The 23,692-nt window shown below is 66.8% G+C and carries 23 protein-coding genes; 10 read left to right on the forward strand and 13 right to left on the reverse strand.

The window, feature by feature from the left end; genetic code table 11:
• Positions 1-12 precede the first annotated feature (12 nt).
• A complete protein-coding gene (locus P6281_RS11825; protein ID WP_324738901.1) occupies positions 13-2,622 on the forward strand; it encodes a sugar epimerase family protein in 2,610 nt (869 codons plus the stop codon).
• Here the strand turns inward: P6281_RS11825 and P6281_RS11830 are convergent.
• The 10 genes from P6281_RS11830 to P6281_RS11875 form a co-directional block, all read right to left on the reverse strand.
• Complete coding sequence (locus P6281_RS11830) at positions 2,619-3,845, reverse strand: cytochrome P450 (RefSeq protein WP_014384627.1); 1,227 nt, start codon at positions 3,843-3,845, stop codon at positions 2,619-2,621. The genes P6281_RS11825 and P6281_RS11830 overlap by 4 nt on opposite strands.
• A gap of 19 nt (positions 3,846-3,864) precedes the next feature.
• On the reverse strand, positions 3,865-4,824 hold the full coding sequence (locus P6281_RS11835) for an SDR family NAD(P)-dependent oxidoreductase (RefSeq protein WP_014384628.1): 960 nt from the start codon (positions 4,822-4,824) through the stop codon (positions 3,865-3,867).
• Between the two features lie 211 nt (positions 4,825-5,035).
• Positions 5,036-5,458 carry a hypothetical protein gene (locus tag P6281_RS11840; protein WP_008256385.1) on the reverse strand — a complete coding sequence of 141 codons (423 nt, stop codon included), beginning with the start codon at positions 5,456-5,458 and terminating at the stop codon, positions 5,036-5,038.
• Positions 5,455-6,504 (reverse strand): NAD(P)H-dependent amine dehydrogenase family protein, encoded by a 1,050-nt coding sequence (locus P6281_RS11845; protein ID WP_014941859.1) that lies wholly within the window; start codon positions 6,502-6,504, stop codon positions 5,455-5,457. The genes P6281_RS11840 and P6281_RS11845 overlap by 4 nt, the downstream gene beginning before the upstream one ends.
• 13 nt (positions 6,505-6,517) lie before the next feature.
• Positions 6,518-6,949 carry a hypothetical protein gene (locus P6281_RS11850; protein ID WP_014380057.1) on the reverse strand — a complete coding sequence of 144 codons (432 nt, stop codon included), beginning with the start codon at positions 6,947-6,949 and terminating at the stop codon, positions 6,518-6,520.
• A 13-nt stretch (positions 6,950-6,962) separates the two neighbouring features.
• Positions 6,963-7,688: a hypothetical protein gene (locus tag P6281_RS11855; protein ID WP_009956407.1), complete on the reverse strand. Its 726-nt coding sequence runs from the start codon at positions 7,686-7,688 to the stop codon at positions 6,963-6,965.
• Complete coding sequence (locus P6281_RS11860; protein ID WP_009956405.1) at positions 7,685-7,813, reverse strand: hypothetical protein; 129 nt, start codon at positions 7,811-7,813, stop codon at positions 7,685-7,687. The genes P6281_RS11855 and P6281_RS11860 overlap by 4 nt, the downstream gene beginning before the upstream one ends.
• Before the next feature lie 17 nt (positions 7,814-7,830).
• Entirely contained in the window at positions 7,831-8,625 is a 795-nt protein-coding gene (locus tag P6281_RS11865) for a CbbQ/NirQ/NorQ/GpvN family protein (RefSeq protein ID WP_014384630.1), read from the reverse strand.
• Positions 8,626-8,647: 22 nt separating this feature from the next.
• A complete protein-coding gene (locus P6281_RS11870; RefSeq protein WP_014941860.1) occupies positions 8,648-10,177 on the reverse strand; it encodes a nitric oxide reductase activation protein NorD in 1,530 nt (509 codons plus the stop codon).
• A gap of 219 nt (positions 10,178-10,396) precedes the next feature.
• Positions 10,397-11,044: a hypothetical protein gene (locus P6281_RS11875; RefSeq protein WP_179293451.1), complete on the reverse strand. Its 648-nt coding sequence runs from the start codon at positions 11,042-11,044 to the stop codon at positions 10,397-10,399.
• Positions 11,045-11,434: 390 nt separating this feature from the next.
• Between P6281_RS11875 and P6281_RS11880 the strand changes: the two genes are divergently transcribed.
• Positions 11,435-12,538: an NAD(P)H-dependent amine dehydrogenase family protein gene (locus P6281_RS11880; RefSeq protein ID WP_042911745.1), complete on the forward strand. Its 1,104-nt coding sequence runs from the start codon at positions 11,435-11,437 to the stop codon at positions 12,536-12,538.
• A 7-nt stretch (positions 12,539-12,545) separates the two neighbouring features.
• Here P6281_RS11880 and P6281_RS11885 read toward each other — a convergent pair whose 3' ends face one another.
• On the reverse strand, positions 12,546-13,145 hold the full coding sequence (locus P6281_RS11885; protein ID WP_026071596.1) for a TetR/AcrR family transcriptional regulator: 600 nt from the start codon (positions 13,143-13,145) through the stop codon (positions 12,546-12,548).
• Between the two features lie 209 nt (positions 13,146-13,354).
• Here P6281_RS11885 and P6281_RS11890 point away from each other — a divergent pair, with 209 nt between their 5' ends.
• The 4 genes from P6281_RS11890 (at position 13,355) to P6281_RS11905 (ending at position 16,840) form a co-directional block, all read left to right on the forward strand.
• Positions 13,355-14,143, forward strand: a complete 789-nt coding sequence (locus P6281_RS11890; protein WP_009956396.1) for an SDR family NAD(P)-dependent oxidoreductase — start codon at positions 13,355-13,357, stop codon at positions 14,141-14,143.
• A 62-nt stretch (positions 14,144-14,205) separates the two neighbouring features.
• Positions 14,206-15,288: an NAD(P)H-dependent amine dehydrogenase family protein gene (locus tag P6281_RS11895; RefSeq protein ID WP_036458891.1), complete on the forward strand. Its 1,083-nt coding sequence runs from the start codon at positions 14,206-14,208 to the stop codon at positions 15,286-15,288.
• Between the two features lies 1 nt (position 15,289).
• A complete protein-coding gene (locus P6281_RS11900) occupies positions 15,290-16,108 on the forward strand; it encodes a mycofactocin-coupled SDR family oxidoreductase (protein WP_041784971.1) in 819 nt (272 codons plus the stop codon).
• 111 nt (positions 16,109-16,219) lie between these two features.
• Positions 16,220-16,840, forward strand: coding sequence for a hypothetical protein (locus P6281_RS11905; protein ID WP_014384635.1), 621 nt, complete (start codon positions 16,220-16,222; stop codon positions 16,838-16,840).
• Between the two features lie 12 nt (positions 16,841-16,852).
• Here P6281_RS11905 and P6281_RS11910 read toward each other — a convergent pair whose 3' ends face one another.
• A complete protein-coding gene (locus P6281_RS11910; RefSeq protein WP_014384636.1) occupies positions 16,853-17,482 on the reverse strand; it encodes a TetR/AcrR family transcriptional regulator in 630 nt (209 codons plus the stop codon).
• A gap of 92 nt (positions 17,483-17,574) precedes the next feature.
• On the opposite strand from P6281_RS11910, the gene P6281_RS11915 reads away from it, so the two are divergent.
• Positions 17,575-18,798 (forward strand): cytochrome P450, encoded by a 1,224-nt coding sequence (locus P6281_RS11915; protein WP_026071599.1) that lies wholly within the window; start codon positions 17,575-17,577, stop codon positions 18,796-18,798.
• A gap of 73 nt (positions 18,799-18,871) precedes the next feature.
• Here P6281_RS11915 and P6281_RS11920 read toward each other — a convergent pair whose 3' ends face one another.
• Positions 18,872-19,540 (reverse strand): hypothetical protein, encoded by a 669-nt coding sequence (locus P6281_RS11920; RefSeq protein WP_179960073.1) that lies wholly within the window; start codon positions 19,538-19,540, stop codon positions 18,872-18,874.
• A 79-nt stretch (positions 19,541-19,619) separates the two neighbouring features.
• On the opposite strand from P6281_RS11920, the gene P6281_RS11925 reads away from it, so the two are divergent.
• Genes P6281_RS11925 through P6281_RS11935 form a run of 3 tightly spaced genes read left to right on the forward strand, consistent with a single transcriptional unit; the run spans position 19,620 to position 23,656 of the window.
• Positions 19,620-21,137: a carboxylesterase/lipase family protein gene (locus P6281_RS11925; RefSeq protein WP_041784972.1), complete on the forward strand. Its 1,518-nt coding sequence runs from the start codon at positions 19,620-19,622 to the stop codon at positions 21,135-21,137.
• Between the two features lie 18 nt (positions 21,138-21,155).
• Entirely contained in the window at positions 21,156-23,159 is a 2,004-nt protein-coding gene (locus P6281_RS11930; protein ID WP_324738902.1) for a DUF7064 domain-containing protein, read from the forward strand.
• Complete coding sequence (locus P6281_RS11935) at positions 23,156-23,656, forward strand: gluconokinase (protein WP_324738903.1); 501 nt, start codon at positions 23,156-23,158, stop codon at positions 23,654-23,656. The genes P6281_RS11930 and P6281_RS11935 overlap by 4 nt, the downstream gene beginning before the upstream one ends.
• The last annotated feature ends 36 nt before the right edge of the window (positions 23,657-23,692 follow it).

Here is a 23,692-nt window from a genome sequence, read left to right on the forward strand (position 1 = left end):
CAAAGGCATTCAGTGAGAATTGCTGTCACCGGGGCCAGCGGAGTGCTCGGCCGCGGACTCGCCATGCGGCTGCTCACCCAGGGCCACGATGTCGTCGGCCTTGCCCGCCACCGCCCCGAAAGCTGGCCGAGCGCAGCCGACTTCGTCGACGCCGACATCCGTGATGCCGCCGCGGTCAAGCGCGCCCTGGCGGGCGCGGAAGTGGTTGCGCACTGCGCGTGGGCGAACACTCCCGGACCAGACGAACGGATCGGTCACGAGGTCAACATCGACGGCGCCCGCAACGTGCTCGACGCGATGGTCGAGACCGGGTCCAGGCGAATCGTTTTCGCGTCGACGGCGCACGTCTACGGCGGCCGCGGTGCGCCCAAGGCCGAACACGATGCCTTGACCCCGGTCACCGTCGACGGCCAACTCAACGCCCAGGTCGAACGCATGGTCGCGGAAGCGGGCACGGAATGGGTCGCGATCCGCTCCGCGCTGATCCTCGGCCGAAGCGTCGACAACTGGGTGCGCCGGATGCTGGCGCTACCGGTGTTTCCCACCCGGTCCAGCGATCACCGCATGCAAGTCGTCCATCTCGACGACGCGCTTCGGCTGTTCAACCAGGCGATCGTGGACGGTGGAATCGACAGCGGCCCGGTCAATCTCGCCGCTGCCGGACAGGTGACCTTGCGGCAGATCGCCGCCGCTCTCGGGCGCCCGGTCGTGAGGCTGGGCTTCGAGCCGGGCGAACTGCAACGGGCGCATTGCGCCCCGCTCATGGATCTCTCGCGATTGCAGCACGAGTGGGGATTTCGGCCCGCGTGGGAATCCGCCGAATGCATCGACGATTTCGCGCTGGCCGTGCGCGGCCGGGTCACCGTGGGCAAGCGGGTGATATCGCTGCCCTGGCGCCTGGCCACCATCCAGGACCTACCCTCGGTCGACGCGCCGAGCGACGACGGCGTCAAGCCGAATTTGGCGGGCGCAGCGGGGGATAACGGGGAATTCGACACACCGATCGACCCGCGCTTTCCGACGTTTTTGGCCACGAACCTGTCGGAGGCACTACCCGGCCCGTTCTCGCCGGCGTCGGCGTCGGCGACGGTCCGGGGACTGCGGGCCAGCGCGGTGTGCGTTGCCGAGCGGTTGCGCCCGGGGGGCACGATCCAGCGCGAAATCGCGATGCGCATGGTCGCGGTGTTCGCCCACCGCCTGTACGGCGCGATCACGACCGCGCACTTCATGGCCGAGACGGTGCCTTTCGTGAAGCCCACGACGGTGGTGAGCAACAGCGGATTTTTCGGCCCCAGCATGGCCGCCCTGCCGATCTTCGGTGAGGAACATCCGCACTCCGACACCGATCGAATCCGCAAGCGACTGCGCACCGTCCGCAACATCGGGGTATTCGGCGTCAACCTGATCGGCCTGTCGGCCGGCGCGCCCCTGGACACCCGCGAATTCGTTGCCGACGTCGATCGCCTGGAACGCCTGACCGAAGGCGACCTCGCCGGAATCGACGATCGCCGCCTGCTGAGCCTGATCTTTCTGGCGCGGGACCAGGTGGTGCACGGCTGGGTGCTGGCCGCCGGCTCATTCCTGCTGTGCGCGGCGTTCAACGTGCTGCTGCGTGGTCTGTGCGGGCGGGACGTCGCCGCCCCCGGTGGGCCCGAATTGGTCAGCGCGCGTTCGGTCGAGGCGATGCAGCGGTTGGTGGTTGCCGCGCAGCGCGATCCGAAAGTGACGGCGCTACTGGCAGAACCGGGGGACCGGCTGGACAAGCTGGCCGTCGAGGCACCGGAATTCCATGCCGCGCTGCTGGCCGAGCTGGCGCTCATCGGCCACCGTGGGCCCGCCGAGCTCGAGATGCTGTCAACCAGCTACGCCGACGACCCCGAGCTGCTGGTCCGGATGGTGACCAGGGCGATGAGCGCGCCGTCGGCGCAGCAACCCCAGCGCCCCCAGATTCCGTTGCACGCCAAGCCAATTGCGGTGCTGGCCACCCAGCAACTGCGCGACCGTGAGGTCCGCCGCGACAAGGTGGTGCGGGCCAACTGGGTTCTGCGCACGCTGCTGCGCGAGTACGGGCGCAGGGCGGTCGAGTCGGGCGTCTTCGAAGCCGCCGATGATGTCTTCTATCTGCTCGTCGACGAACTGGATGCCCTGCCGGCGGATGTGGGCGCGCTAGTGGCCCGGCGCCGGGCCGAGCAACGCCGGCTGGTCGCGGTGGCGCCGCCGACGGTGTTCAGCGGAAGCTGGCAGCCAACCGCGCCCTCGTCGCCCGCCCTGGCCGGCGGGGACACCCTGCGCGGGGTCGGGGTGTGCGGCGGGCGGGTGCGCGGCCGGGTACGCATCGTGCGCCCCGACACCATCGACGACCTGCAGCCCGGCGAGATCCTCGTCGCCGAGGTCACCGACGTCGGATACACGGCGGCGTTCTGTTACGCCGCCGCCGTCGTGACCGAACTGGGCGGCCCGATGTCCCACGCCGCGGTGGTGGCCCGCGAATTCGGCTTCCCCTGTGTCGTCGACGTTCAGGGGGCGACCAAGTCGTTGCCACCGGGCGCCCTGGTCGAGGTCGACGGCGCGACGGGCGAAATCCACGTCCTGGAGCTGGCCGCGGACGACGCGCTGAGCTAGTCGAATTCCATCTCCAGACCGACCGGCCCGCTCAGTCCCAGCATCGGTTTCCACTGCGCCGTCGCCACGCGCCGCGGGTTGGTCATGCGCCGGGCGAGGACTTTGAGCGCTCCGGCGAGTTCCGTTCGGGCGAGGTTCGCGCCCAGGCAATAGTGGGCACCGCCGCCGAACGTCAGAATGGGCGGCGGGTCCTCGCGGGTGATGTCGAACCTGCCCGGGTGCGCATAGACCTCCGGATCGCAGTTGGCGGCAAAGGTATTCACTGAAATGAAGGTGCCGGCCGGAAAGGTGTAATCGGCGAATGTGACATCGTCGAGGACGGTGCGCAGGGTGGTACAGACCGCGGGCGAATGGCGCATGCATTCCTCGACGGCCGGCATCGCGAGGTTGGGGTTTTTGCGGAGCATCGCCAGTTGCTCGGGGTGATCGCACAGCGCGTGCATGCACGCGGCCAGCTGATTGCGGGTGGTGTCGGTGCCGGCGGACAGGATGCTGAACGCCAGCATGCGCATCTCCGCGTTGCTCAGCCGGTCGCCGTCGTCCTGCGCGCGGATCAGTTCGGAGATCAAGTCGTCGGTCAACCGGCTCCGCCGTTCGGCGATCATGTCGTCGATGTAGGCGTCGAACTCGTCCCACGCCCGCATCACGATGTGCTGCTCGTTCGCCAGGTCGGAGTCGAACCGCACGATCTTGAAAATGTCCTCCGCCCATAGGGAAAACTGCTCCCAGTCCTCAGGTGGTGCGCCCAACAACGCGCAGATGATCGGGATCGGGTAGGGCCGGGCGATGTCGGCGACGAAGTCGCAGCGGCCGGCCCCGGCGACCTGATCGATCAAATCGTTGATCACCCTGTCGATGGTGTCTTCCATGCGCGCGGACGCCCGCGGCGTGAAGGCCCTGGACACCAGACCGCGCAGGCGCCGATGTTCCTCGCCTTCCATGCCGAGGATGGTGCCCAGCACCCGGTCATAAAGCGGGCCGGAGGTTATCCCGCGAGCCGTCATGTGCATGCCGGGCGGGAAGACGAACCGGGGATCGCGAAGTATCCCTCGGGCGAGTTCGTAGCCGAGCACCTCGGGTCCCAACGGCCCGAGGGCGATCGGAGATCGCTTGCGCGCCTCGTGGATCCGCGGGGCGACCTGGTGCACGGTGTCGGCGATGTCGTAGTGCAGTGTGGGCAGGCCTGCGTCGAAGACGCTGGGTGCTGCGGTGTCGACGGTCATGATGTCTCCTTGGCCGAAATCAACTCGGTTGGTAGCGCTTCGGTAGTACCTCGATAGGCGCCGAAATGGCCTCGCCCGGGGCTAACTCACCGGAGTCGGGCAAATCCGGTATCAACCTGGCCGTCGACGTGTCGGTGATCGCCGCGAAGGTGTCCCGCACCTTCTCGATGGTGAGATCGGCGTCGTATATACCCGTCGTCTGACCGAACACCCGGATGCCCACGTTTCCCCCACCCGCCTCGAGGTTGGCTCCGGATACCGGGCAACTCTCGTGAACCAGGAACGCCACCGCGGGTGACACCAGGCCGGTCGGAAAGTGATCCTCCATCAGCCTGGTGAACGCGGACGGGTTGTTGAAATGGCGCACGGCGGTCGTGTCGGCGGCAGGCCCCAACGCATTGACCTTGATGCCCAGCGGTGCCCCTTCGACGGCGAGACCGCGTGTCAGCCCGAAGATTCCGCCCTTTGCCGCACCGTAGATGGAAAGATTTTCCAGTCCGAACATCGCCCCGGAGGTGGTGTTCACAATGCGGCCGTAACCCGCATCGCGCATGTGGGGCCACGCCGCCCGGCACATCCACACGGTCCCCATCAGGTGCACGTCGATGACATTGCGAATGTCGGCGTCGGAGATCTCGTCGAAGTGCGCCATGAAGCAGACACCGGCATTGTTCACCAGGATGTCAACGCGGCCCCACACGTCCATCGCGGTCTGGACGACCCGGCGCGCGCCGTCCTCGTCGGCGACGCTGTGCAGGTCGGCAACCGCCTCACCACCGGCCGCGCAGATCTCGTCGGCCACCTGTTCCGCATTGGCCCGCAGGATGTTTCGGCCGTCGGGCCCGACGCCGAGGTCGTTGACCACGACCTTGGCCCCTCGCTGAGCGAGCAGCTTGGCGTGCGAGCGCCCCAGGCTCGGCTCCTGGCCGCCGGCCCCGGTGACGATCGCGACCCGCCCGTCGAACCGGAGCTCGGTCATGACCTCTCCGTGGCGAGTATCCGCAGCGGCAATAGCGGCAGGGTGCACGTCGGGGACGGCCACGTGTTCCCGGGTCCCAGTGGCAGCTTGGAATGGGGTATCCGCCTTGACCACTCGGTCACGACGCCGCGGCCCAGAGCCATGGGCAGCTCGTCCGAGGCGAGCTCGCAAACTCCGTTCGGCTCACGATGTTGGGCCATGCCGTCTCCAATCACGGAATGTTGGTCGCCAGGAATGTCAGTGGCAGTCCCAGGATCGACACGTCGTTTTCGTCGAGAAAGGTGCCCTCGCCCTCCATGCGTTGCCGGAAACGCGTTGTCGCACCGTAGCGCTCGGCGACGGCGTCGGCCCTGGAAGCTTCCGGGACCCCGATGACCACGGTGAACACGCCGTCGCCGTGGCGCTCGAGGAACTCGGTCACCGAAACGGCGACCTCCCCGGTCGATCCCGGGATCGGGCTGATCAGCTCGATGCCCCGATTCCAGTCGAGGTGAATGTCCAGACCGAGCTCGGCCAGCTGCAGCGGCTCGAAGACGAACCCCAGATCGCTGAACATCTGGGTCACGGCCGCATGTCGTTCCGGTGCCACGGCGAACACGACGTGATGGAGGGAGGGTTCTTGTGTTGTCGTCATGTCGTCAGGACTCCACGGGGAAGTAGCAGGGGCAGGTCGTTGTAGGTGACGATGCCGGGAGGTGCGGCGACGACGGCGGGTATCGCGGTGATCGCCGGCACGGCGGTGATAGTGAGGCCCAACATGATGTAGTCGTCCAAGGTGGTGCCCTCGAAGTCCGGCGGTGGCAGGAAGCTCAGCGTGGTCTTGATCGTCGGTCGGCCCTGCACCTCGACGGTGTAGCCCATGTCCAGCGGCCAATCCGGTTCCAGCGCTTGCCCCTTCCGCCATTGCCCGCCGATTTCGATGACCTCTCGGCCGGCAACAATCCCTTTCCAGCGAACGTGGATGCCCGCCACGCAGCCCGTCGCGATGGTCCAGTCCCCGGGCAGGTGCAGATCCTCTGTGGTCTGGGCGTACTCGGCTTCACAACGGACCTCGTCGAGCTCGACGCCGAGGGCGTCGGCGAGCAGCAACACGCCGTCGCGGAAGATGCCGGATCCTTTCTCGGTGACAGCCGGCAGGTCCGGACGGTCGATGGGATAGCCGAAGCCCATAGGGATTTCGGTCGCCGGCGAGTTGTAGATCGTGGTATCAAAGGACTCCAGCACCGACACCTTGTCCACCCGCTCCGAGAGTCCCGCCGACACGATGGTGAACAGTTGGACGAAGCCTGGGTTGATGCCGGTGCCGAAGATGCTCGATCCGCCCGCCTCGCAGGCCTGGGCGATGCGCTCGCGTCCCGCGCCGAGAAAGTGGCCGGTGATGAACTCGGCGGTGCCCACCACATTGATGCCGGCCTTGAGGATGCGGACCAGCTCGTCGACGTCGGCGAACATCGGGTTGTAGACCACGCAGTCCGGCTTGAGCGCGAGCAGCGCCTCGATGTCGTTGGTGGCCTTGATATTCAGTGGCTCGATCCCGCACAGCTCGCCGACGTCGCGCCCTGCCTTCTCCGGCGAGAAGGCATAGCATCCGACCAGCTCCAGCGTCGCGTTCGCGGCGATCGCCCGGACCGAGCTCTTGCCGACGTTACCGGTCGTCCATTGGACGACCCGATAGGTCACCGTGCCGGCCCCGTCATGGGTGCGTCGCCGCCTGCGCTTGGCGGGCGAGTCGTTCGTCGTGGATCTTGACGAGTTCGCGGAACCCCAGCCGGTGGTACTTCGGTATCGGTTGGATGCCCCAGACGTCCTGCGCGGTGGCTTTGCCCTCGGCGCCCTCCGGGGGCCCGAACGGCGGGTAGGGGTACTTACACTCCAAGGTGTCGTTGGAGTACCGGATCTTAAGCAGCTCACTGCAGATTTGGGTGAGGCTCAGCGTCGGGTACCCGTAGTAGACCGCCATGAACGGCAGCGTGAAGGCGCCCTCGATCACGAGCGCTACCAGGCACACCAACACGGCGCGCTTGATCCAGGTGTGCATGCGCGCGTAGTACGGCGTCGTCCCGGGCTCGAGATCGGCTGCCGGGTCCTTGTCTTCGGTGGGGGACGGTACGGACGGACTAGTCATGGCACTGCTCCTTTTAGTCGGAGAAGATTTCGCGATTGACGGTGTGCAGGTACGGGATCGCGAGGAACGGGGTGATGTAGAAGATGTCGTAGAGCCACCAGCCGATGACCGGGAACACGACACCGGCGTAGCGCACGTCGGCGAACATGGTCATGTTGAAGACGTAGGCCGACCAGATCACCACGCCCATCCAGCAGGTGACGACCATCCACTGATGGCCCCAACGCTTCATCTGTAAAAACCCGATGGCCGCCGCGACCCGCATCGAGAATACGGTGAGGATCAGGCCTGCCACATAGGCCTTTTCGCCCGGGCCCGCCGCGCCGCCGATCCACAACTCGTTGTAATGCCAGAAGTAGCCGGCGTCGAACATGTTGCCCCACCCGACCATCAGCACCCTGTTGATCAATGTGTGGTTGGCGACCAGGTCAAGTGCCCAGCCCAGACTGTTGAGCATCCCGTCGATCAGGACGAGATAGCCGATGAGGGTCACGATCATGGGCCGCACCGACAGCCCGGCGCGCAGGGCCTGGCGCTGCAGCCATACCCCGCGCATGAAGATGGGAAATCCGATCAGGCCCGGTGCCCACATGCCCATCAGGGCGGCGCCGACGATCATCCACTTGTCGGCGTGGCGCTGGGCCTGGCGTGATTCGTCGTGGTGATCCTCAAGGCTGCGCGACCCGTCGGCACGTTCCGGCGCGTCTCCCGAATTCCGTTTCAGCAGCGGCACATTCACAGATCCCACCAGCCCCGCGCGAACGACATGTAAAGCTGGACTCCGAACATCGCGAGCAGATAGCCGTAGATGAAGATCTGGAAGATGATGAGCGCCCTTTTGCGCTTCGCCTCCTGTCGGTCCATGCCGGTTGCTCCTTTCCCTAGGGCGAACTGTTCGAGGTGGCCAGGCTGGCTGCCGCGACTTCACGCAGACCGTCGGTGACCGCGCCATCGGTGCTCAGCGGCGCGAGTATGCACGCGTCGGCGGCGTCCAATTCGGTTGCGCCGGCTGCGATCAGCTGGGCGGCGGTGACCAGCACCCTGGTCGACGGCGGCTCGAAGTGGAAGGCTTCGTCGGCCGTGCGGATCGCGACCGCGCACCCGACCAGCCGCTGGGCGGTGGCCAACGGGATTCCGGATTCGGCGACGATCACGTCGGCCTCGCGGTCGGGCGGCAGATAGTGCATCGCCAGCGTGACGAACCGTTGGCGGAACGAGGGTTTGAGCTCCTTGAGTGAGCTGCGATAGGCCGGGTTGTACGAACACACCAGCATGAACTCTTCGGGGGCTTTCACCACCTCGCCGGCGCGGTCCAGGTACAACGATCGTCGGTGATCGGTGAGCGAGTGCAGGATCGCCAAGGAGTCGTGGCGGGCCTCGACGACTTCGTCGAGGTAGCAGATCGCGCCGGCTTTGACGGCCCGAGTGAGCGGGCCGTCGGTCCAGACGACGTCGCCGCCGGTCACCATGAAGCGGCCGACGAGGTCGGAGCTGGTGAGGTCGTCGTGGCAACTGATCGTGACTACCGGTCGCTGCAGCAGCGAGCCCATGTGTTCGACGAACCGGGTTTTGCCGCACCCGGTCGGGCCGGTCAGCATCACCGGCAGGCGCCGTTGAAAGGCCTGTTCGAACAGCTGAACTTCGTTGCCGTTGGCGAAATATGTGTCGGTGGTCATCTCTTCCTCAATCGGTCGGCATTCACGCTGCGACCAGTTCGCGATGGACATGGGCCAATACCCGGGGTAATTCCTCGATGCGCCGGATCCGTTGCGACCGGCGCGGCCCGAACACCTCCGGGAGGGGGTCGACCCGGGTCGGCCCGACGCCCACGTAATACATCGACACCCCGGCCTCGTTGGCCTCCTCGACGGCGTGCGCGGCATCGGCCCAGGCGTAACGGCCCTCGTAGCCTTCATCGGAGATCAGCCCGTCCCCGATGATGATCAGCAGGCGCCGCTCGGAGGCCTGGGCCAGCAGGCGGCTGGTCAAATGGCGCAGCGGCGCACCGAGTCTGGTGTAGCCGCGGGTGGACAGGCCCAGCCCGCTCGGCGGCACGAACCGGCGGTCTTCGAAGTCCTTCAGGCACCGCACCTCGACCCGGTGCCGGGTGTTGCCGGTGAACACGAAAACGCCATGGCGTTCGCGCGCCAGCGTCATGGCACGCGAAAGCGCGTCGGCACAGGCCAATTCGAGCTGGAACACCCGGCCCCCGTGCACCCCCAGCGACGAGCTGCCGTCGAGCAGCAATGCGGTGGTGACGTCGCGACTGCTGGGCAGCAGGTCGCGAAACACCCTCGGCTCCTTGGCCTCGCCCGTCGTCAGGTCGATGTAGTGGCTGACGTATTGGTCGACGTCGAGGTCCGAGCCGTCTTCGAGTCGGCTGGTCATTGCACGGTGGGTGTGTTCTTCGAACCACTTGCGGACGTCGACGGCCACCGGCACCGGACGGCGCAGGCGCCGGCCGTCGGCGTGCTCGACGACAGCGACGTGGTCGTGCATGAATCGCTGTGTCCACATGTTCCACTCGGGATAGGGAATCCCGGGCCGGTGTTGGGGTGTGACGTCGAGATCGTTGTCCTGCGGCCGGCTCGGCGGCGGCAGGTTCGGGTTGCGGACGCCCCCGTCACCACCGACCGGAACTGAGTATGGCCGCGGAAGACGCTTCTGCGTCGTGGTCCACGGCATCCTCCCGAAGCTGCGTCGCAACCTATCGGTCAATCCCTGCGGCGCCGTGTAGGCCAGCGGCAAAGCGCCCAGCAGCGGCGGGACCGCCAACTCCCGGCCGGTGGCCGCCAATCCGATTGCCCTGTCGAGCATCTGGGTGCCGTCCATGTCCGCGGCCTCGGGGTGGACGTCGGGGAGCAGCCGTTGGACCTCGGGAAGCAGGCCGGGCCAGCGCGACGCGATCCAGCCGAGCGCGACGCCGCCTTCGACGAGCGTGAGCGCGCGCAGTTCGCGCGCGGACAGCTCGTTCAGCCGAAATTCGGTGACGCGTTCCTTCGATGGCGAGCATTGCAGGGCCACCCCGCAGGTCAGGGTTCTGCGTGTCCAGTCGGAGGGGGCGGGGTAGGGGACGTGGACGAACGTGAGCCCCGCGTTCAACCCGAAGCCCCGCCGCTCGCCGGTGACGAGCCGCACGCCTTCTCGGCGTTGCTCGCTCAGCGCGACCGCCGTCACCGCGCAACTGCGTTCCAGCGCCATCGCATGGCCGTCGGAATGCTCAGTCATCGGCCCAATCCCGCGCTCCGCGAACCCCGGCTCAGAACGTGCCGATGTTGGAGAACAGCCAGTACCAGAACCAGATGATCAGTCCGGTGCCGCCCCACGCGGCGACATAGCGAAGGATCTCCCACAGATAGCCCACGATGTGACCTCCTCGGTGCCGTGGTCAGTTGATGCGTGCTGAGATGTCGAGAACTCTCGTGAACCGAAGGCGCGTCGGGCATTTCAGTCGGAGAAGAGTTCGCGGTTGACGGTGTGCAGATAGGGGATGGCCAAAAACGGGGTGATGTAGAAGATGTCGTAGAGCCACCAGCCGACGACCGGGAGCACGACGCCGGCGAAGCGCACGTCGGCGAACATCGTCATGTTGAACACGTAGGTGATCCAAATGACCACGCCCATCCAGCAGGTGATGACCATCCACTGGTGGCCCCACCGCTTCATCTGCAGAAACCCGATGGCGGCGGCGATCCGCATGGTGAAGACGGTCAGGATCAGCCCGACCTCCAGGGCCTTCTCGCCGGGCCCCGCCGCGCCGCCGACCCACAGCTCGTTGTAGTGCCAGAAGTAGCCGGCGTCGAACATGTTGCCCCACCCGTTGAGCAGCACGCGCGCGAGGATGGTGTGGTTCGCCACCAGATCAAGCGCCCACCCTACGGTGTTGATGGCGGCGTCGATGATGACGAGATAGCCGAGCAGGGTGACCAGCATCGGCCGGACCGCGAGGCCGTCGCGTTGCGCCCGGCGCAGCAGCCGCACCCCCCAGAGGAACAGCGGCAGCCCGAAAACACCCAGGGCTGCCGTGCCGATCAGGAGGCTGCCGGAGATAAGCCATTTGTCCGCCCGCTGCTGCGCGAGCCGTGAGCGTTCCATGTGCTCGTCGATGGCCAGACCCGGCGATGGGGCAGAGCCGGGCGAGCGCGTGGCTGCACCTATCCCGGCGTCGCGCTGATGCAGCTTCGGCAAATTCACGAACCCTCCCCGCCATCGACACTGATTGGACCGGCGAGTGCACTATAACAGGCTGACTACAGTCAGCAGAAGACGCCCACGGGGTCGGCGACGAACCGGCAGCGAGATTCGCCCCAATTCCCGCAGTTCGTGCGTGCCACAGGGCTAATGCGGAGTTCACGCCGCCTGTCCACGCCCCACCAGCGGAGCGACAGTACTGACGAAAGTCAGCTGGTATTCGTTGACACGCCCGTTGCCAGACGCCTACGCTCAGCGAGCGCTCAGGCATTCTGGCCATGCAAAGGAGTAGCGATGACGCTCAAGTCGCCGGCCGAGAAGAAATATCGTGTAATCCAATGGGGCGTCGGCAATGTCGGAACGATCGCGCTGCGTCATTTTGTGCACAACCCTGCCTACGAACTGGTCGGCGTCCTGTGCAATCGACCGGAGAAAGTCGGCAAGGACGCCGGTGAGCTCTGCGGCAAACCGCCGACCGGCGTGCGGGCGACCACCGACAAGGATGCCATCGAGGCACTCGACGCCGATTGCGTGTTCTATGCGCCGCTATGGTCCGACCCCGACGAGGTGTGCCGCCTGCTGCGCGGCGGCAAGAATGTCGTCGCATCGGGTGGGGCGTGGTGGTATCGGACCGAGCACAGTCAGGCGGACATCGACAAGATCGATGCCGCGTGCCACGAGGGCGGCACGTCGTTTCATGCGGGTGGTGTCAACCCTGGGTTCGCCGGAGACCTGCTCGTCCTGACGCTGGCCCGAATCATCAGTCAGATCGACACAATTCACATCTACGAGGTGGTGAATTTCGGGCGCGACACCCTGAAGTACCTGTTCGAGATGGGGATGGGCAGCGACCCGGCCGGGTTCGAAGATGGCCCGAATCTGCTGGGACAGGCATGGCCGTTGTTCGCCCAGTCGATGGCGATGGTCGTCGAGGGACTGGGCAAAACAGTCGAGCGATACACGACCGAGGTGGAGCTCGGGACCGCCACCCGCGACATCCCCTTCGAGGGAGGGGAGACCAGCGACATGCCGGGCTTCAAGGGCGTGATCAAAAAGGGGACTGTCGCCCGCCAGCACCACAAGTGGACGGCGTGGGTGGACGGCAGACCCCTCATCGTCTTTCACGAGATCTACACGATGGACACCTTCGACGCCATTGAACCGCAGGAGGATTGGCCCCAGCACTACCACTACCGCATTGTGATCGAGGGCGATTCCTCCACCGAGCTGATCCTGCAGGGCGCGCAGGACCCCAACGGCGGATACGCGCTGCCCGGATACACCTGGACCGCGATGGGCCCCGCGAACGCCATTCCCGCGGTCTGCGACGCTCCGCCGGGGTTCATGTCCCACAAGGAACTCGGCCTGATGCCGCTGCGCGGCGTCATACGCCCCTAGCGGCGGGTCAGGGCTTCAAACTTCGCAACGTCCTCGCGACGTAGTCTTCCAGCAGCGCATGGCCGGTCGGCCAGTGGTTGGTGGTGATCAACAGGGCGTAGAGACCCAGCAAGAAGAACACCGCACTGTTCATGGGATTGACGTGCGGATCCGTCTCACCGCGTTCCTGCGCAAGCGCGATTTCCTGGGCGACCAAGACGATCAACGGGTGATCGCGGCCGTCCTCGGTCTGCGGACGGGTCTGCGAGAAATGCAGCGCGAGAAAGTCATTGAAGAGCCGATCGCCCAGCCGGCGTTCCAACCCGGCCACGAGGCGGACCGCCTCGCCCAACGCGGAAGCGAGATCGTGCTTGGACTTCAGGAATTGGGCGAACTGCTTGGCTATGCGGTCCTCTTCGCGGCGCTCGAGCTCCAGCAGCACATGCTCCTTGGTGGGGAAATGGAAGAAGAACGTCCCGTGCGCCACGCCCGCGGCGGCCACGATGGCACTGACGTCCGCCTCGGCCATGCCGGCCCGGGCGAACTCCGCGATCGCGGCCCCCATCAAACGCTCCCTCGTCTGCAGACGCTTTGCTTCTCGGGTCGACAGCCGATCCGTCACAGCCATGTGTTTCCTCACAGTTGACCCGACTCATGCGAGAGTTGCGGGGCTCAACGGCTCATTATGCCGTGTCCGCGCCAAAAACGCTTGCATAACTTGATCATTCTCAGACACTCAACGGTACCGCGGACGCCGATCACGCGAATTCGTTGACTTTAGTCAGCCCAGTTCATAGATTGAACGGCGCACCCCACGCGCGATCGAAGGAGCTCGGCATGGCGTTGGAACAGTTCCAGCTTGATGGGCAGGTCGCGATCGTGACGGGCGCCGGGAAAGGCGTCGGGGCGGGCATTGCCCGGGTGTTGGGGGAGGCCGGGGCCACGGTTGTGGGGACCGCGCGTACCGAGGCGGATATCGTTGGCACGATTGAGGGCATCGAGGCCTCGGGCGGCAAAGGGCTGGCGCTCGTCGCGGACGCGATGAGCCGCCCGGACGGCGAGCGCGTCGTGAACACGGCCATGGAACGCTTCGGGCGCATCGACATTCTCGTCAACAACGTCGGCGGCTCCACCTATGCGCGCTTTCTGGACATCACCGACGAAGACTTCCGGCACACCTTCGACTGGTGCGTGACATCAGCGTTCATCATGAGCCAGCTCGTCGCCCCGCACATGATCAGCGCGGGACGCGGATCCATCGTCAACATCTCGTCCGGTTCCGCCCGGTTCGGCATCCGCGCGTTGACGGCCTACTGCGTCGCGAAGGGCGGCCTCGAGGCGCTCACCCGCGCGATGGCACAGGAACTCGCGCCGAAGATCCGCGTCAACGCCATTGCGTTGGGATCGTTCGCCACCGACGGCCTGCGGGGCAGCCTGGACTTGATGCCCGGATCGCTGGAGAAAATGCAGGAGGCCACCCCGCTACATCGGCTCGGTGACGTCGAGGATCTCGGGCGGCTGACGGTGTACCTGTGCACGCGCGACTGCTACGCGACGAACGCGATCTTCCACGTCGACGGCGGCATCGACTCGAACAACTCGCCGCTTCCAATCCCCGATTACTGACCTGGGCCGCGACGCAACGCGCCATGATGGGTCATCGCCCACGGTCGGAAGGATGAGGGTAAGTGCGTAGAGTCATACAGTTTTCCACCGGGAATGTGGGCCGGCACTCGTTGCGGGCCATCATCGGCCGACCGGATCTGGAACTGGTCGGCGTGCACGCCGCCAGCGCCGACAAGATCGGCAAGGACGCGGCGCAGCTCTGCGGGCTGGACGAGCCGACCGGCATCATCGCCACCGACGATATCGACGCACTGCTCAATCTTGGCGCCGATTGCGTCGTCTACACGTCTCAGGGTGAGACGCGACCCATGGAAGCCATCGAACAGATGGCCAAGTTCCTCGCGGCGGGCATCAACGTCGTTGGCACATCGATGGTCTGGCTGGTGACACCCCGCCATGCCGACGATTGGTTGCGCGAGCCGTTGGAGCGCGCGTGCGCGGCAGGCAACGCCTCGCTCTACGTCAACGGCATCGACCCCGGCTTCTCCGGCGATACGCTGGTGCATTCGGCGGCCAGCCTGACCACGCGGATCTCGTCGATCACCGTGCAGGAGATCTTCGACTACGGAAACTACGACGATGCCGAGTTCACCGGTGCGGCAATGGGGTTCGGAACCACGCCCGACGACGACTCGCCGATGATGTTCTTGCCCGGGGTGATCGTGGCGATGTGGGGCGGTCAGGTCCGCAGTCTGGCCGACCATCTCGGGATCACGCTCGACGACGTGCGCCAGCGCTGCGAGCCGTGGTACACGCCCGAACGCATCGAATGCACGATGATGACCGTCCAGCCGGGGCAGATGGCCGCGGTCCGATTCGCCACCGAGGGCGTGCGCGACGGCAAGCCGGTCATCACCCTCGAGCACGTCACCAGGCTCACCCCGGCCGCCGCGCCCGACTGGGAATTCCCGCCCGATGGCCACACCGGTGTGCACCGCGTCGTCGTGGAGGGCGAGCCGCGGGTGGAGATCAACACCCATGTATCCCACCCCCTTTACGATTCCACCGATGCCGGCTGCATCTCCACCGCCGGCCGGGCGGTCAACGCGATCGACTGGGTGTGCCGCGCGCCCCAAGGGCTGATCGGGGTCGAGGACATCCCATTGTCAGCGACGATGCGCGGATTGATGTGGAACGAGCACTGAACTGACCACCCCGGCTCCAGGACGCGTTGCCGGTAAACGCATTCTGATCACCGGCGCCGCCCGCGGCATGGGGCGCGGCCATGCGCTGCGGCTTGCGCAGGAGGGCGCGGACCTCATCCTCGTCGACATCTGCCAATCCATGCCGCAGATTGAATATCCGTTGGCCACCGAGGATGACCTCACCGAAACAGTAAGGCTGGTACGGGATTTCGGTCGCCGATGCGTGAGTCGCGTTGTCGATGTCCGCGACGAGGCGCAACTGTGTTCCGCGGTCGACGAGGGAGTCGGCGAGCTGGGCGGCCTGGACGGCGCGGTCGCCAACGCCGGCGTGCTCACGGTGGCGCCGTGGGACAAGACCACTGCCGAACAGTGGCGCACGGTGGTCGACGTGAACCTGATCGGCGTCTGGAACACCTGTGCGGCCGCGATACCGCACCTGCTCGAGCAAGGTGGAGGCAGCCTGGTCAACATCAGCTCCGCCGGCGCCATCAAGGGATTCCCGCTGCAGACGCCCTACACGGCGGCCAAGCACGGCGTCGTCGGCTTGACGCTGGCCTTGGCCAACGAGCTGGCGGCGCAGAACGTGCGTGTCAACGCCGTGCTTCCCACGGGCGTGCCCACCGGGATGGTTCCGCCGTCGTTCGGGCCTCTCCTGGGAGAGCAGCGTTCCGATCTCATTCCCATCTTCGTCAATGCGATGCCCGCGCCGGCTGTCGAGCCCGCCGACGTCAGCAGCGCAGTGCTGTTCCTGCTTTCCGACGAGTCCAGATACGTGACCGGGCTGGAGTTCAAGGTCGACGCGGGCGTCACCATCAACTGAAGCGAAACTCGTCCGATGGCGATTTGCCCGCCGGCCCACATAGTTTGCGTGTTCACACTGCGGGTGGCCCGGGTACGGGTTACAAATAGCTGACCTCACAAAGGAGGGCTCATGACAAAGGTCCGGACGTCCGCGGTCGGCCTGGCTGCCGCCGCGATGCTGCTCAGCGCCGCGATCGCCGGCTGCGGCGAGGACAAGAACTCGACTGCGCCATCGGGTCCGGCCGCGTCGTCGAGCGCGGCCGTCTCGTCGAGCGCCCCGTCTTCACCCGGGGCGCCGGCGAACTACAGCTCCTTGCTCATCCAGGCCGCCGACGTCGGCCCGCACGCCACCGCTGACGGGCCGCCCAGCCAGAATCCGGGCGGCATCGTCGGCGTGGGGCAGGTCTTCAAGAACCCCGACGGCAAGCGCACCATCATCGACACGATCGCGGTCTTTCCCGACGCGGCGACGGCCGACAAGACGGCCGCGAACATGCGCGACGTCGTCGGCAAGAAGGTCAGCGGCGAGCAGCAGCCCATCGACGTCGGCACCAACGGATTCATGGTGATCGGGCAGAGCACCGACCCGGCCAATCCGATGGAGATCTCTGAGGCGGTATTCGTCGAGGGCAGGGCCATGGTCGATATGGAATTCGACTGTGTCATAGGCAATCCCACGCCAGCCGACATCCTGCTCGATCTCGCGGGCAAACAGGACGCCGCGGTCAAGGCGGGTCTGCCGGCTAGCTGAGCGGCCGTTCCTTCACAGCGGCCAGCCGTCCGGCTGCAGTGTGTAGCGCAGTTCGGCCGCCGGGGGCAATGGCCGCCGCTCATCGACCGATATGGCATCGACGACCAGGGCGACGTAGCGTCGCCAGCCGTCGCTGTCGGAATCCATCGTCGAGAGCACGCTGAAGAGCATGGCGATCAGCCGAGGCAGGTCGTCGCTGACCAGGTCGGCGCGAATCCTGCCGAGACGCTGGCCCTCGCGGGCAAGCTCGGCGAGCGCGGCATTGAGCGACATGGAGATGTCGGACGTGAGGGACCCGGCCCGGCGGGCGGCGGCCAGCAGGCTGTGTTCGCGCGCGCCGAGCGAGATCGCCGCTTCGATCAATTGGGTCAGACCGCGCAGAGGATCCTTCGCGCGGCGGGCGGCGTCGATCACCGGCGTGAGATCCTCGGCGATGCTCTGTTCCAGCGCCGCCAGGACGAGATCCGCCTTGGTGGGAAACCTGCGGTAGAGGGTTCGTTCGCCGACGCCGGCCCGGCGAGCGACCGCCTCCACCGGGGCGTCCGGGCCCAACTCGCCGTAGACCTCGCGCGCCGCGCGCAGTATGCGCTCGACGTTGCGCGCCGCGTCCGCCCGCAACGGCCGGTCCTCCACCGCGGTCATCGTGACAGCGTAACCGACAGTTGACTACCGACAACGGTCCCTTTACGCTCTACAACTGGCAGATAACTGACAGTTAATGGGAAACGCGGCTTATGTCAATATCTTTCGAGGCGTCCGACTCCTGCTCGGACGCGGAGCTTCCGGCACTGCCCGTGCCGCGTCCCGCCCACTGTCCGCTCGCAACGCCGGTAGAGTTCGCGAGCTGGCGGGAAGAGCCCGGGCTACGACAGGCGATGTTCCACGGCAATCCGGTCTGGGTGGTGAGCCGCTACTCCGACATCAGGGCAGCGCTGGTCGATCCGCGGCTGTCCGCGAAGACCATTCCGGACTCCATCATGCCCACCAACGCCGACAACGAGGTCCCGGTGATGTTTGCGCGCACCGACGATCCCGAGCATCACCGGATCCGGCGGATGATGACCGGCAACTTCACCTTCAGGCGTTGCGAATCGATGCGGCCGCAGATCCAGGAGATGGTCGACCATTTTCTTGACGAGATGATCGCGGTGGGGCCGCCTGCCGATCTGGTGCGTGAATTCGCCTTGCCGGTGCCATCATTGGTGATTGCGCTGCTGCTGGGCGTGCCGCCCGAAGATCTCGAGCTTTTTCAGCGCAACACCACTGCCGGGCTCGACCAGAAGACGTCCGAGGCGGAAAAGGGACAGGCCTTCGGGGCGATGTACGCCTACATCCAGGAGTTGGTGCAACGCAAGGAGCGCGAGCCCGGTGACGATCTGATCAGCCGCATGATCACCGAGTACGTCGCGACGGGTCAACTCGACCACGCGACCGCGGCGATGAACAGTGTGATCATGATGCAGGCGGGTCACGAGACCACCGCCAATATGATCTCACTGGGAACGGTTGCGCTGCTGCAACATCCGAGCGCCTTCGAGCGGCTCGGCCAGACCGACGATCCCGCCCTCATCGCGAACGTCGTCGAAGAGCTGATGCGCTATCTGAGCATCGTGCACAGCCAGGTCGACCGCGTGGCGACCGAAGATCTGGTGATCGGTGGCCAGTTGATCCGGGCGGGGGAGTTCGTGATGATGAACCTGCCCGCCGGAAACTGGGACACCGAATTCGTCGACGACCCAGAGAGTTTCGACATCCATCGAAACACGCGCGGACACTTGGGTTTCGGGTACGGCGTGCACCAGTGCATCGGGGCCAACCTGGCCCGCGTGGAAATGCAGGTCGCGTTCGCCACCCTCGCGCGACGGCTGCCCGGGCTGAAGCTGGCCGTTCCGCCGGAGGAGTTGCGGTTCAAAGAGGCCGACATCTACGGCATGAAAGAGCTTCCGGTCACCTGGTGAACCGCCGAACGTGGAGTGTTGGTGTCGAATGCCGCGATTTCACGCAACAACTCGACGTTGGGCAGCGAAATCCTCAGCAGCTGAACACCGCGCCGACCCCGTCGGGCGGCGGCACCGACTTCAGGCAGCCGAAGGGCTGAATGCCGGCGGGCGCAAAACGCGCCGCCGACTGATGCGCGTAGTTCACGCAATACAGGCCGGCCTGGTCGGCGCGGCACCGATAGTCGCCGAACGACACCGAGTCCCCATTCGCCAGCTCCGGTCCGTTGCCGTTGACGAAGGGGCCGGGGTCGGCCCGCGCGGCTCCCACCTGCAGGTGCACCCCGTCGAAGGTGACCCAACCTCCCTGCCATTCGCCATAGGCGGTCGCGGGAGCCGGCGCCGGAGTGGCCAGGTTCACCAGGCAATTCAGCGCGCCGTCGGTGTGCGCGGCATCCGTCATGCAGGAGACTTTGCCGCCCACCGCCGCCAGGGCGATGTCGCTGCCCAGGGGTGTGGCCACACCGTCGCGGGCCGCCGTGTGGTAGCGGCCAGGATCGGCGGGGTGGGCCGCCTCTATCCACGCGATGACGTCGGAGACCGCGGCGCCGGCGGCCGGCGCGGCGGATGCTCCTGGCGTCTTGCTTCCGGACGGCCCAACGGAGGTCTGGGTGGAACTCGGCGTCGGCTCGGAATGGTTGCCCGTGGTGTGTGAGCAGCCGGCGACCAGTACCGACGCGGCGATCATCGCAGCTATCCGCATCCAGTCAGGCTAACCGCCGCGCCGGGCAGTAAGGCGCTGCGCGCGCGTTAACGCCGTCATGTCGGTTACCGTCGGGTTTATGCATCACCGGACTGTCCGCGCACACACGGCCACCGGCACCGTCGAGGGCTTCACCCGGGACGGGGTCAATCGGTGGCGGTCGATCCCGTATGCCCGTCCACCGGTGGGAAACCTGCGCTTCCGGGCGCCGCAGCCGGCGGCACCGTGGTCGGGAGTGCGGCACTGCCACGGCTTCGCCAATTGCGCACCCCAGCAGCGCCGTTACACCCTGCTCGGCCTGTCCGGGCTGGGCGGCCGCTATCAGCCGATGAGCGAGGACTGCCTCACCCTCAACGTCGTAGCGCCCGAGGGTGCCATGGAGGGGCCGCTGCCGGTGATGGTCTTCATCCACGGCGGCGGGTACTTCCTGGGCAGCTCGGCGACACCGCTCTACGACGGCGCGGCCCTGGCACGCCGGGGATGCGTGTACGTGTCGGTGAACTACCGGCTGGGCGCGCTGGGATGTGTGGACTTCTCGTCGCTGTCGACGCCCGACATCACCATTGACAGCAACCTGTATCTGCGCGATCTGGTGCTGGCGTTGCAGTGGGTGCGCGACAACATCGCCGGATTCGGCGGTGACCCGGACAATGTGACGATCTTCGGCGAGAGCGCCGGCGCGTGCATCACCGCCTCCCTGCTGGCCGTGCCGTCCGCCAAAGGCCTGTTCGCCCGGGCCATTTCGGAGAGTCCCGCATCGGGCCTGACGCGATCCAAAGAGGTTGCCGCCGAGTTCGCGAACCGCTTCGCCGGCCTGCTGGGCGTGCGCAAGCAGGACGCCGCCGACGCTCTGATGCGGGCGTCGGCCGCCCAACTGGTGAAAACCCAGCACGCATTGATCGACGAGGGCATGCAGAACAGGCTGGGCGCCTTCCCGATTGGCCCGGTCGTCGGGGACGACGTGCTGCCGATGGATCCCGTTGAGGCGATGCGGCGCGGTGACGCGCACCCGGTACCGCTGATCGTCGGCACCAACGCCGAAGAGGGCCGGCTGTTCACCCGGTTCCTGGCGATGTTGCCGACCAACGAATCGATGGTCGAAGAGCTGCTGGCCGAGGCGGACCCCGCTATCCGCGAACGCATTACCGCCGCGTACCCGGACTACCCCGAGCGGGCGGCGTGCATCCAGCTCGGCGGCGACTTCGCGTTCGGATCGGCGGCCTGGCAGATCGCCGAGGCCCACAGCGCGCACGCGCCGACCTACCTCTACCGGTATGACTACGCCCCGCGCACGTTGCGCTGGTCGGGTTTCGGCGCCACCCATGCCACCGAGTTGTTGGCCGTCTTCGACGTCTACCGCACCAGATTCGGCGCCCTGCTGACCGCGGCGGCCGACCGGCGCGCCGCGTTGCGGGTCAGCAACCAGGTGCAACGGCGGTGGCGCGCCTTCAGCCGCACCGGCGTCCCGGGCGAGGATTGGCCCCGCTACAACGCCACCGACCGCGCCGTGATGGTCTTCGACCGCAAATCGCGGGTCGAGTTCGATCCACACCCGCACCGCCGGATGGCCTGGGACGGCTTCTCACTCGCGCACTGACCTGGCACGCTAACCCTCATGCACGCCGAGACCGAGCAAGTCATCGAAACCCCGAGTGACCTCACCGCCTCCTGGTTGGCCGCGGTGATCGGCGCCGGACCCATCGCCGACTTCTCGGTCGAGCGCATCGGCACCGGGCAGATGAGCGAGTGCTACCGCATCCGGCTCAACTACGCGCAGGCCGACGGCGGGCCCGCGTCGGTGGTGCTCAAGGTCGCCGCCACCGACCCGGTGAGCCGGCAGACCGGGCTGGCTTTGGGACTCTACGAGCGGGAGGTCCGCTTCTACGGCGACATCGCGCCGCGGCTGGGCGGGCCCATCGCGCCCTGCTATCACGCGGCGGTCGACACCTCCACGGGCGTGTTCGACCTGCTGCTGGGCGACGCGGGCCCGGCCGTGGTCGGCGATGAAATCGCCGGCGCCACAATCGAACAGGCCCGCCTCGGCGCCGTCGAGCTGGGACGGCTGCACGGCCCGCTGCTCGGCGATGTCTCGCTGGCCGAAGCGCCGTGGCTCAACCGTGACGCGCCGCTGAACCAGGCGATGATCACCCCGCTGTACGCGGGGTTCGTCGACCGTTACGGCGACCAGATCGCACCGGAGCACCGCGTGGTGTGCGAGCGCCTGGTTGCCGCGTTCGACGCCTACCTCGACCAGGAGGCCCAGGCGTCCGGGATACAGGGCCTGGTGCACGGCGACTACCGGTTGGACAACATGCTGTTCGGTACCTCGGGCGCCGACCGCGCGCTGACGGTGGTCGACTGGCAGACGGTGTCGTGGGGACCGGCACTGACCGACCTGTCCTATTTCCTCGGGTGCGCGCTGCCCACCGAGGACCGCCGCGAGCACTACGACGCGCTGCTGCGGGCATACCACGAGGCGCTGGGACCCGACGCGCCCCTGACCCTGGCCGACGTCGCCGACGGCGTGCGCCGGCAGAGCTTTTTCGGCGTGATGATGGCGATCGTCTCCTCGATGCTGGTGGAGCGCACCGACCGTGGTGACCAGATGTTCATGACGATGCTGCGCCGGCACTGCGATCACGTCCTTGACACGGACGCGCTGGCGACGCTGCCGGCGGCGGTGGCATCCGAGCCGTTGCAACCGGTGCCGGAGGATGAGCTCGCCCACGATCCGACCGCCGAACCGCTGTGGAGCGAGAGCTGGTACGCCGACTTCGCCGACACCGCACAGGGATTGGGCGGCTGGTTCCGCCTCGGCCTGGTGGCCAACGAGCAAACCGCATGGGTACACGTGCTGCTGTGCGGCCCCGACATGCCAACCGTCGCGGTCGACGCGCAGGTCCCGCTGCCGGCGGACCCGTGGACGGTGCGCACCGACGAGTTCGAGCTCGGACATTCCGCCGGTACGCCGTTGCAGAGCTACCGCGTCGATGTGCGGGCGAGGGCTCAGGCTTACCCCGACCCGGCTGCGCTGTTGCGTGGGGAATCCGGCACGCCCGTCGCGATGTCCATGAACCTGGTGTGGGACACCGACGGCACCCCGTACCAGTATGGGCTCACGACGCGATATGAGATTCCCTGCACCGTCTCGGGCACCGTCACCGTCGGCGACACCAGCTACCGCCTCGACGCGGTGCCCGGCCAGCGCGATCACTCCTGGGGTGTTCGCGATTGGTGGAGCATGGATTGGATCTGGAGCGCACTGCACCTGAACGACGGCACCCATCTGCACGGCGTCAACATCCGCATCCCGGGTGCACCGGCATTCAGCATCGGCTACACCCAGCGCGCCGACGGCCGGGTCACCGAGCTGCAGACCGTCGACTCACGAGAGTCCTTCGACGACAACGGGTTACCGCTGGAGGCGACGCTGACGCTCAACCCGGGGGAGATCACCGCCAACGTGGACGTCCGCGGCCAGGCGCCGGTCCGGCTTGTCGCCGCCGACGGGCGGGTCAGCCAGTTCCCCCGCGTCTGGGCCACGATCACCACCGCCGACGGGCGCAGCGGCGTCGGCTGGCTGGAATGGAACCGCAACCTCGGCGAACAATCCGGGTGAGCCGATCGGCTCCCGTCGTGGTGATGGGCGCATCCGGATCGGGCAAGTCGACGGTCGGGGCGGCGCTCGCGCGACGCACGCGGGTCCCGTTCGTTGACGCCGACACGCTGCACCCGGCCGCCAACATCGCGAAAATGGCGGCCGGCGAACCGCTCGACGACGACGACCGCTATCCCTGGTTGGACAAGGTCGGCGAATGGCTGGCGGCTCACCGCGACGGCGGTGTCGTGAGCTGTTCGGCGCTGAAAAAGGAGTACCGCGACCGGCTGCGGGCGCACTGCCCGGGCGTCGAGTTCCTGCATCTGTCCGGTTCGGCGGAACTGATCGCCGGCCGGCTGGCGGCCCGGGCCGACCACTTCATGCCGGCCGCGCTGCTGCGCTCGCAACTGGACACGCTGGAGGCCCTCGGCCCGGACGAGGCGGGCATGACCGTCGACGCCGGCCAAGACGTCGAGGCGATCATCGACGCCGTCTTGAGGTCACGGCGGGACCCCTGACGACGCGGCCGATCGAAATGCCTACCGGTCATAGCG

The organism is Mycobacterium sp. 5-140-3-2 (assembly GCF_035666375.1).
Taxonomy (GTDB): Bacteria; Actinomycetota; Actinomycetes; order Mycobacteriales; family Mycobacteriaceae; genus Mycobacterium; species Mycobacterium intracellulare.

What these genes read in the sequence shown, in the direction of transcription:
- P6281_RS11830 (WP_014384627.1), bottom strand. Translation starts at nt 3,845, where the DNA reads ATGACCGTCGACACCGCAGCACCCAGCGTCTTCGACGCAGGCCTGCCC.
- P6281_RS11835 (WP_014384628.1), bottom strand. Translation starts at nt 4,824, where the DNA reads ATGACCGAGCTCCGGTTCGACGGGCGGGTCGCGATCGTCACCGGGGCC.
- P6281_RS11840 (WP_008256385.1), bottom strand. Translation starts at nt 5,458, where the DNA reads ATGACGACAACACAAGAACCCTCCCTCCATCACGTCGTGTTCGCCGTG.
- P6281_RS11850 (WP_014380057.1), bottom strand. Translation starts at nt 6,949, where the DNA reads ATGACTAGTCCGTCCGTACCGTCCCCCACCGAAGACAAGGACCCGGCA.
- P6281_RS11860 (WP_009956405.1), bottom strand. Translation starts at nt 7,813, where the DNA reads ATGGACCGACAGGAGGCGAAGCGCAAAAGGGCGCTCATCATCTTCCAG.
- P6281_RS11865 (WP_014384630.1), bottom strand. Translation starts at nt 8,625, where the DNA reads ATGACCACCGACACATATTTCGCCAACGGCAACGAAGTTCAGCTGTTC.
- P6281_RS11870 (WP_014941860.1), bottom strand. Translation starts at nt 10,177, where the DNA reads ATGACTGAGCATTCCGACGGCCATGCGATGGCGCTGGAACGCAGTTGC.
- P6281_RS11875 (WP_179293451.1), bottom strand. Translation starts at nt 11,044, where the DNA reads ATGGAACGCTCACGGCTCGCGCAGCAGCGGGCGGACAAATGGCTTATC.
- P6281_RS11880 (WP_042911745.1), top strand. Translation starts at nt 11,435, where the DNA reads ATGACGCTCAAGTCGCCGGCCGAGAAGAAATATCGTGTAATCCAATGG.
- P6281_RS11885 (WP_026071596.1), bottom strand. Translation starts at nt 13,145, where the DNA reads ATGGCTGTGACGGATCGGCTGTCGACCCGAGAAGCAAAGCGTCTGCAG.
- P6281_RS11890 (WP_009956396.1), top strand. Translation starts at nt 13,355, where the DNA reads ATGGCGTTGGAACAGTTCCAGCTTGATGGGCAGGTCGCGATCGTGACG.
- P6281_RS11905 (WP_014384635.1), top strand. Translation starts at nt 16,220, where the DNA reads ATGACAAAGGTCCGGACGTCCGCGGTCGGCCTGGCTGCCGCCGCGATG.
- P6281_RS11910 (WP_014384636.1), bottom strand. Translation starts at nt 17,482, where the DNA reads ATGACCGCGGTGGAGGACCGGCCGTTGCGGGCGGACGCGGCGCGCAAC.
- P6281_RS11915 (WP_026071599.1), top strand. Translation starts at nt 17,575, where the DNA reads ATGTCAATATCTTTCGAGGCGTCCGACTCCTGCTCGGACGCGGAGCTT.
- P6281_RS11920 (WP_179960073.1), bottom strand. Translation starts at nt 19,540, where the DNA reads ATGCGGATAGCTGCGATGATCGCCGCGTCGGTACTGGTCGCCGGCTGC.
- P6281_RS11925 (WP_041784972.1), top strand. Translation starts at nt 19,620, where the DNA reads ATGCATCACCGGACTGTCCGCGCACACACGGCCACCGGCACCGTCGAG.
- P6281_RS11930 (WP_324738902.1), top strand. Translation starts at nt 21,156, where the DNA reads ATGCACGCCGAGACCGAGCAAGTCATCGAAACCCCGAGTGACCTCACC.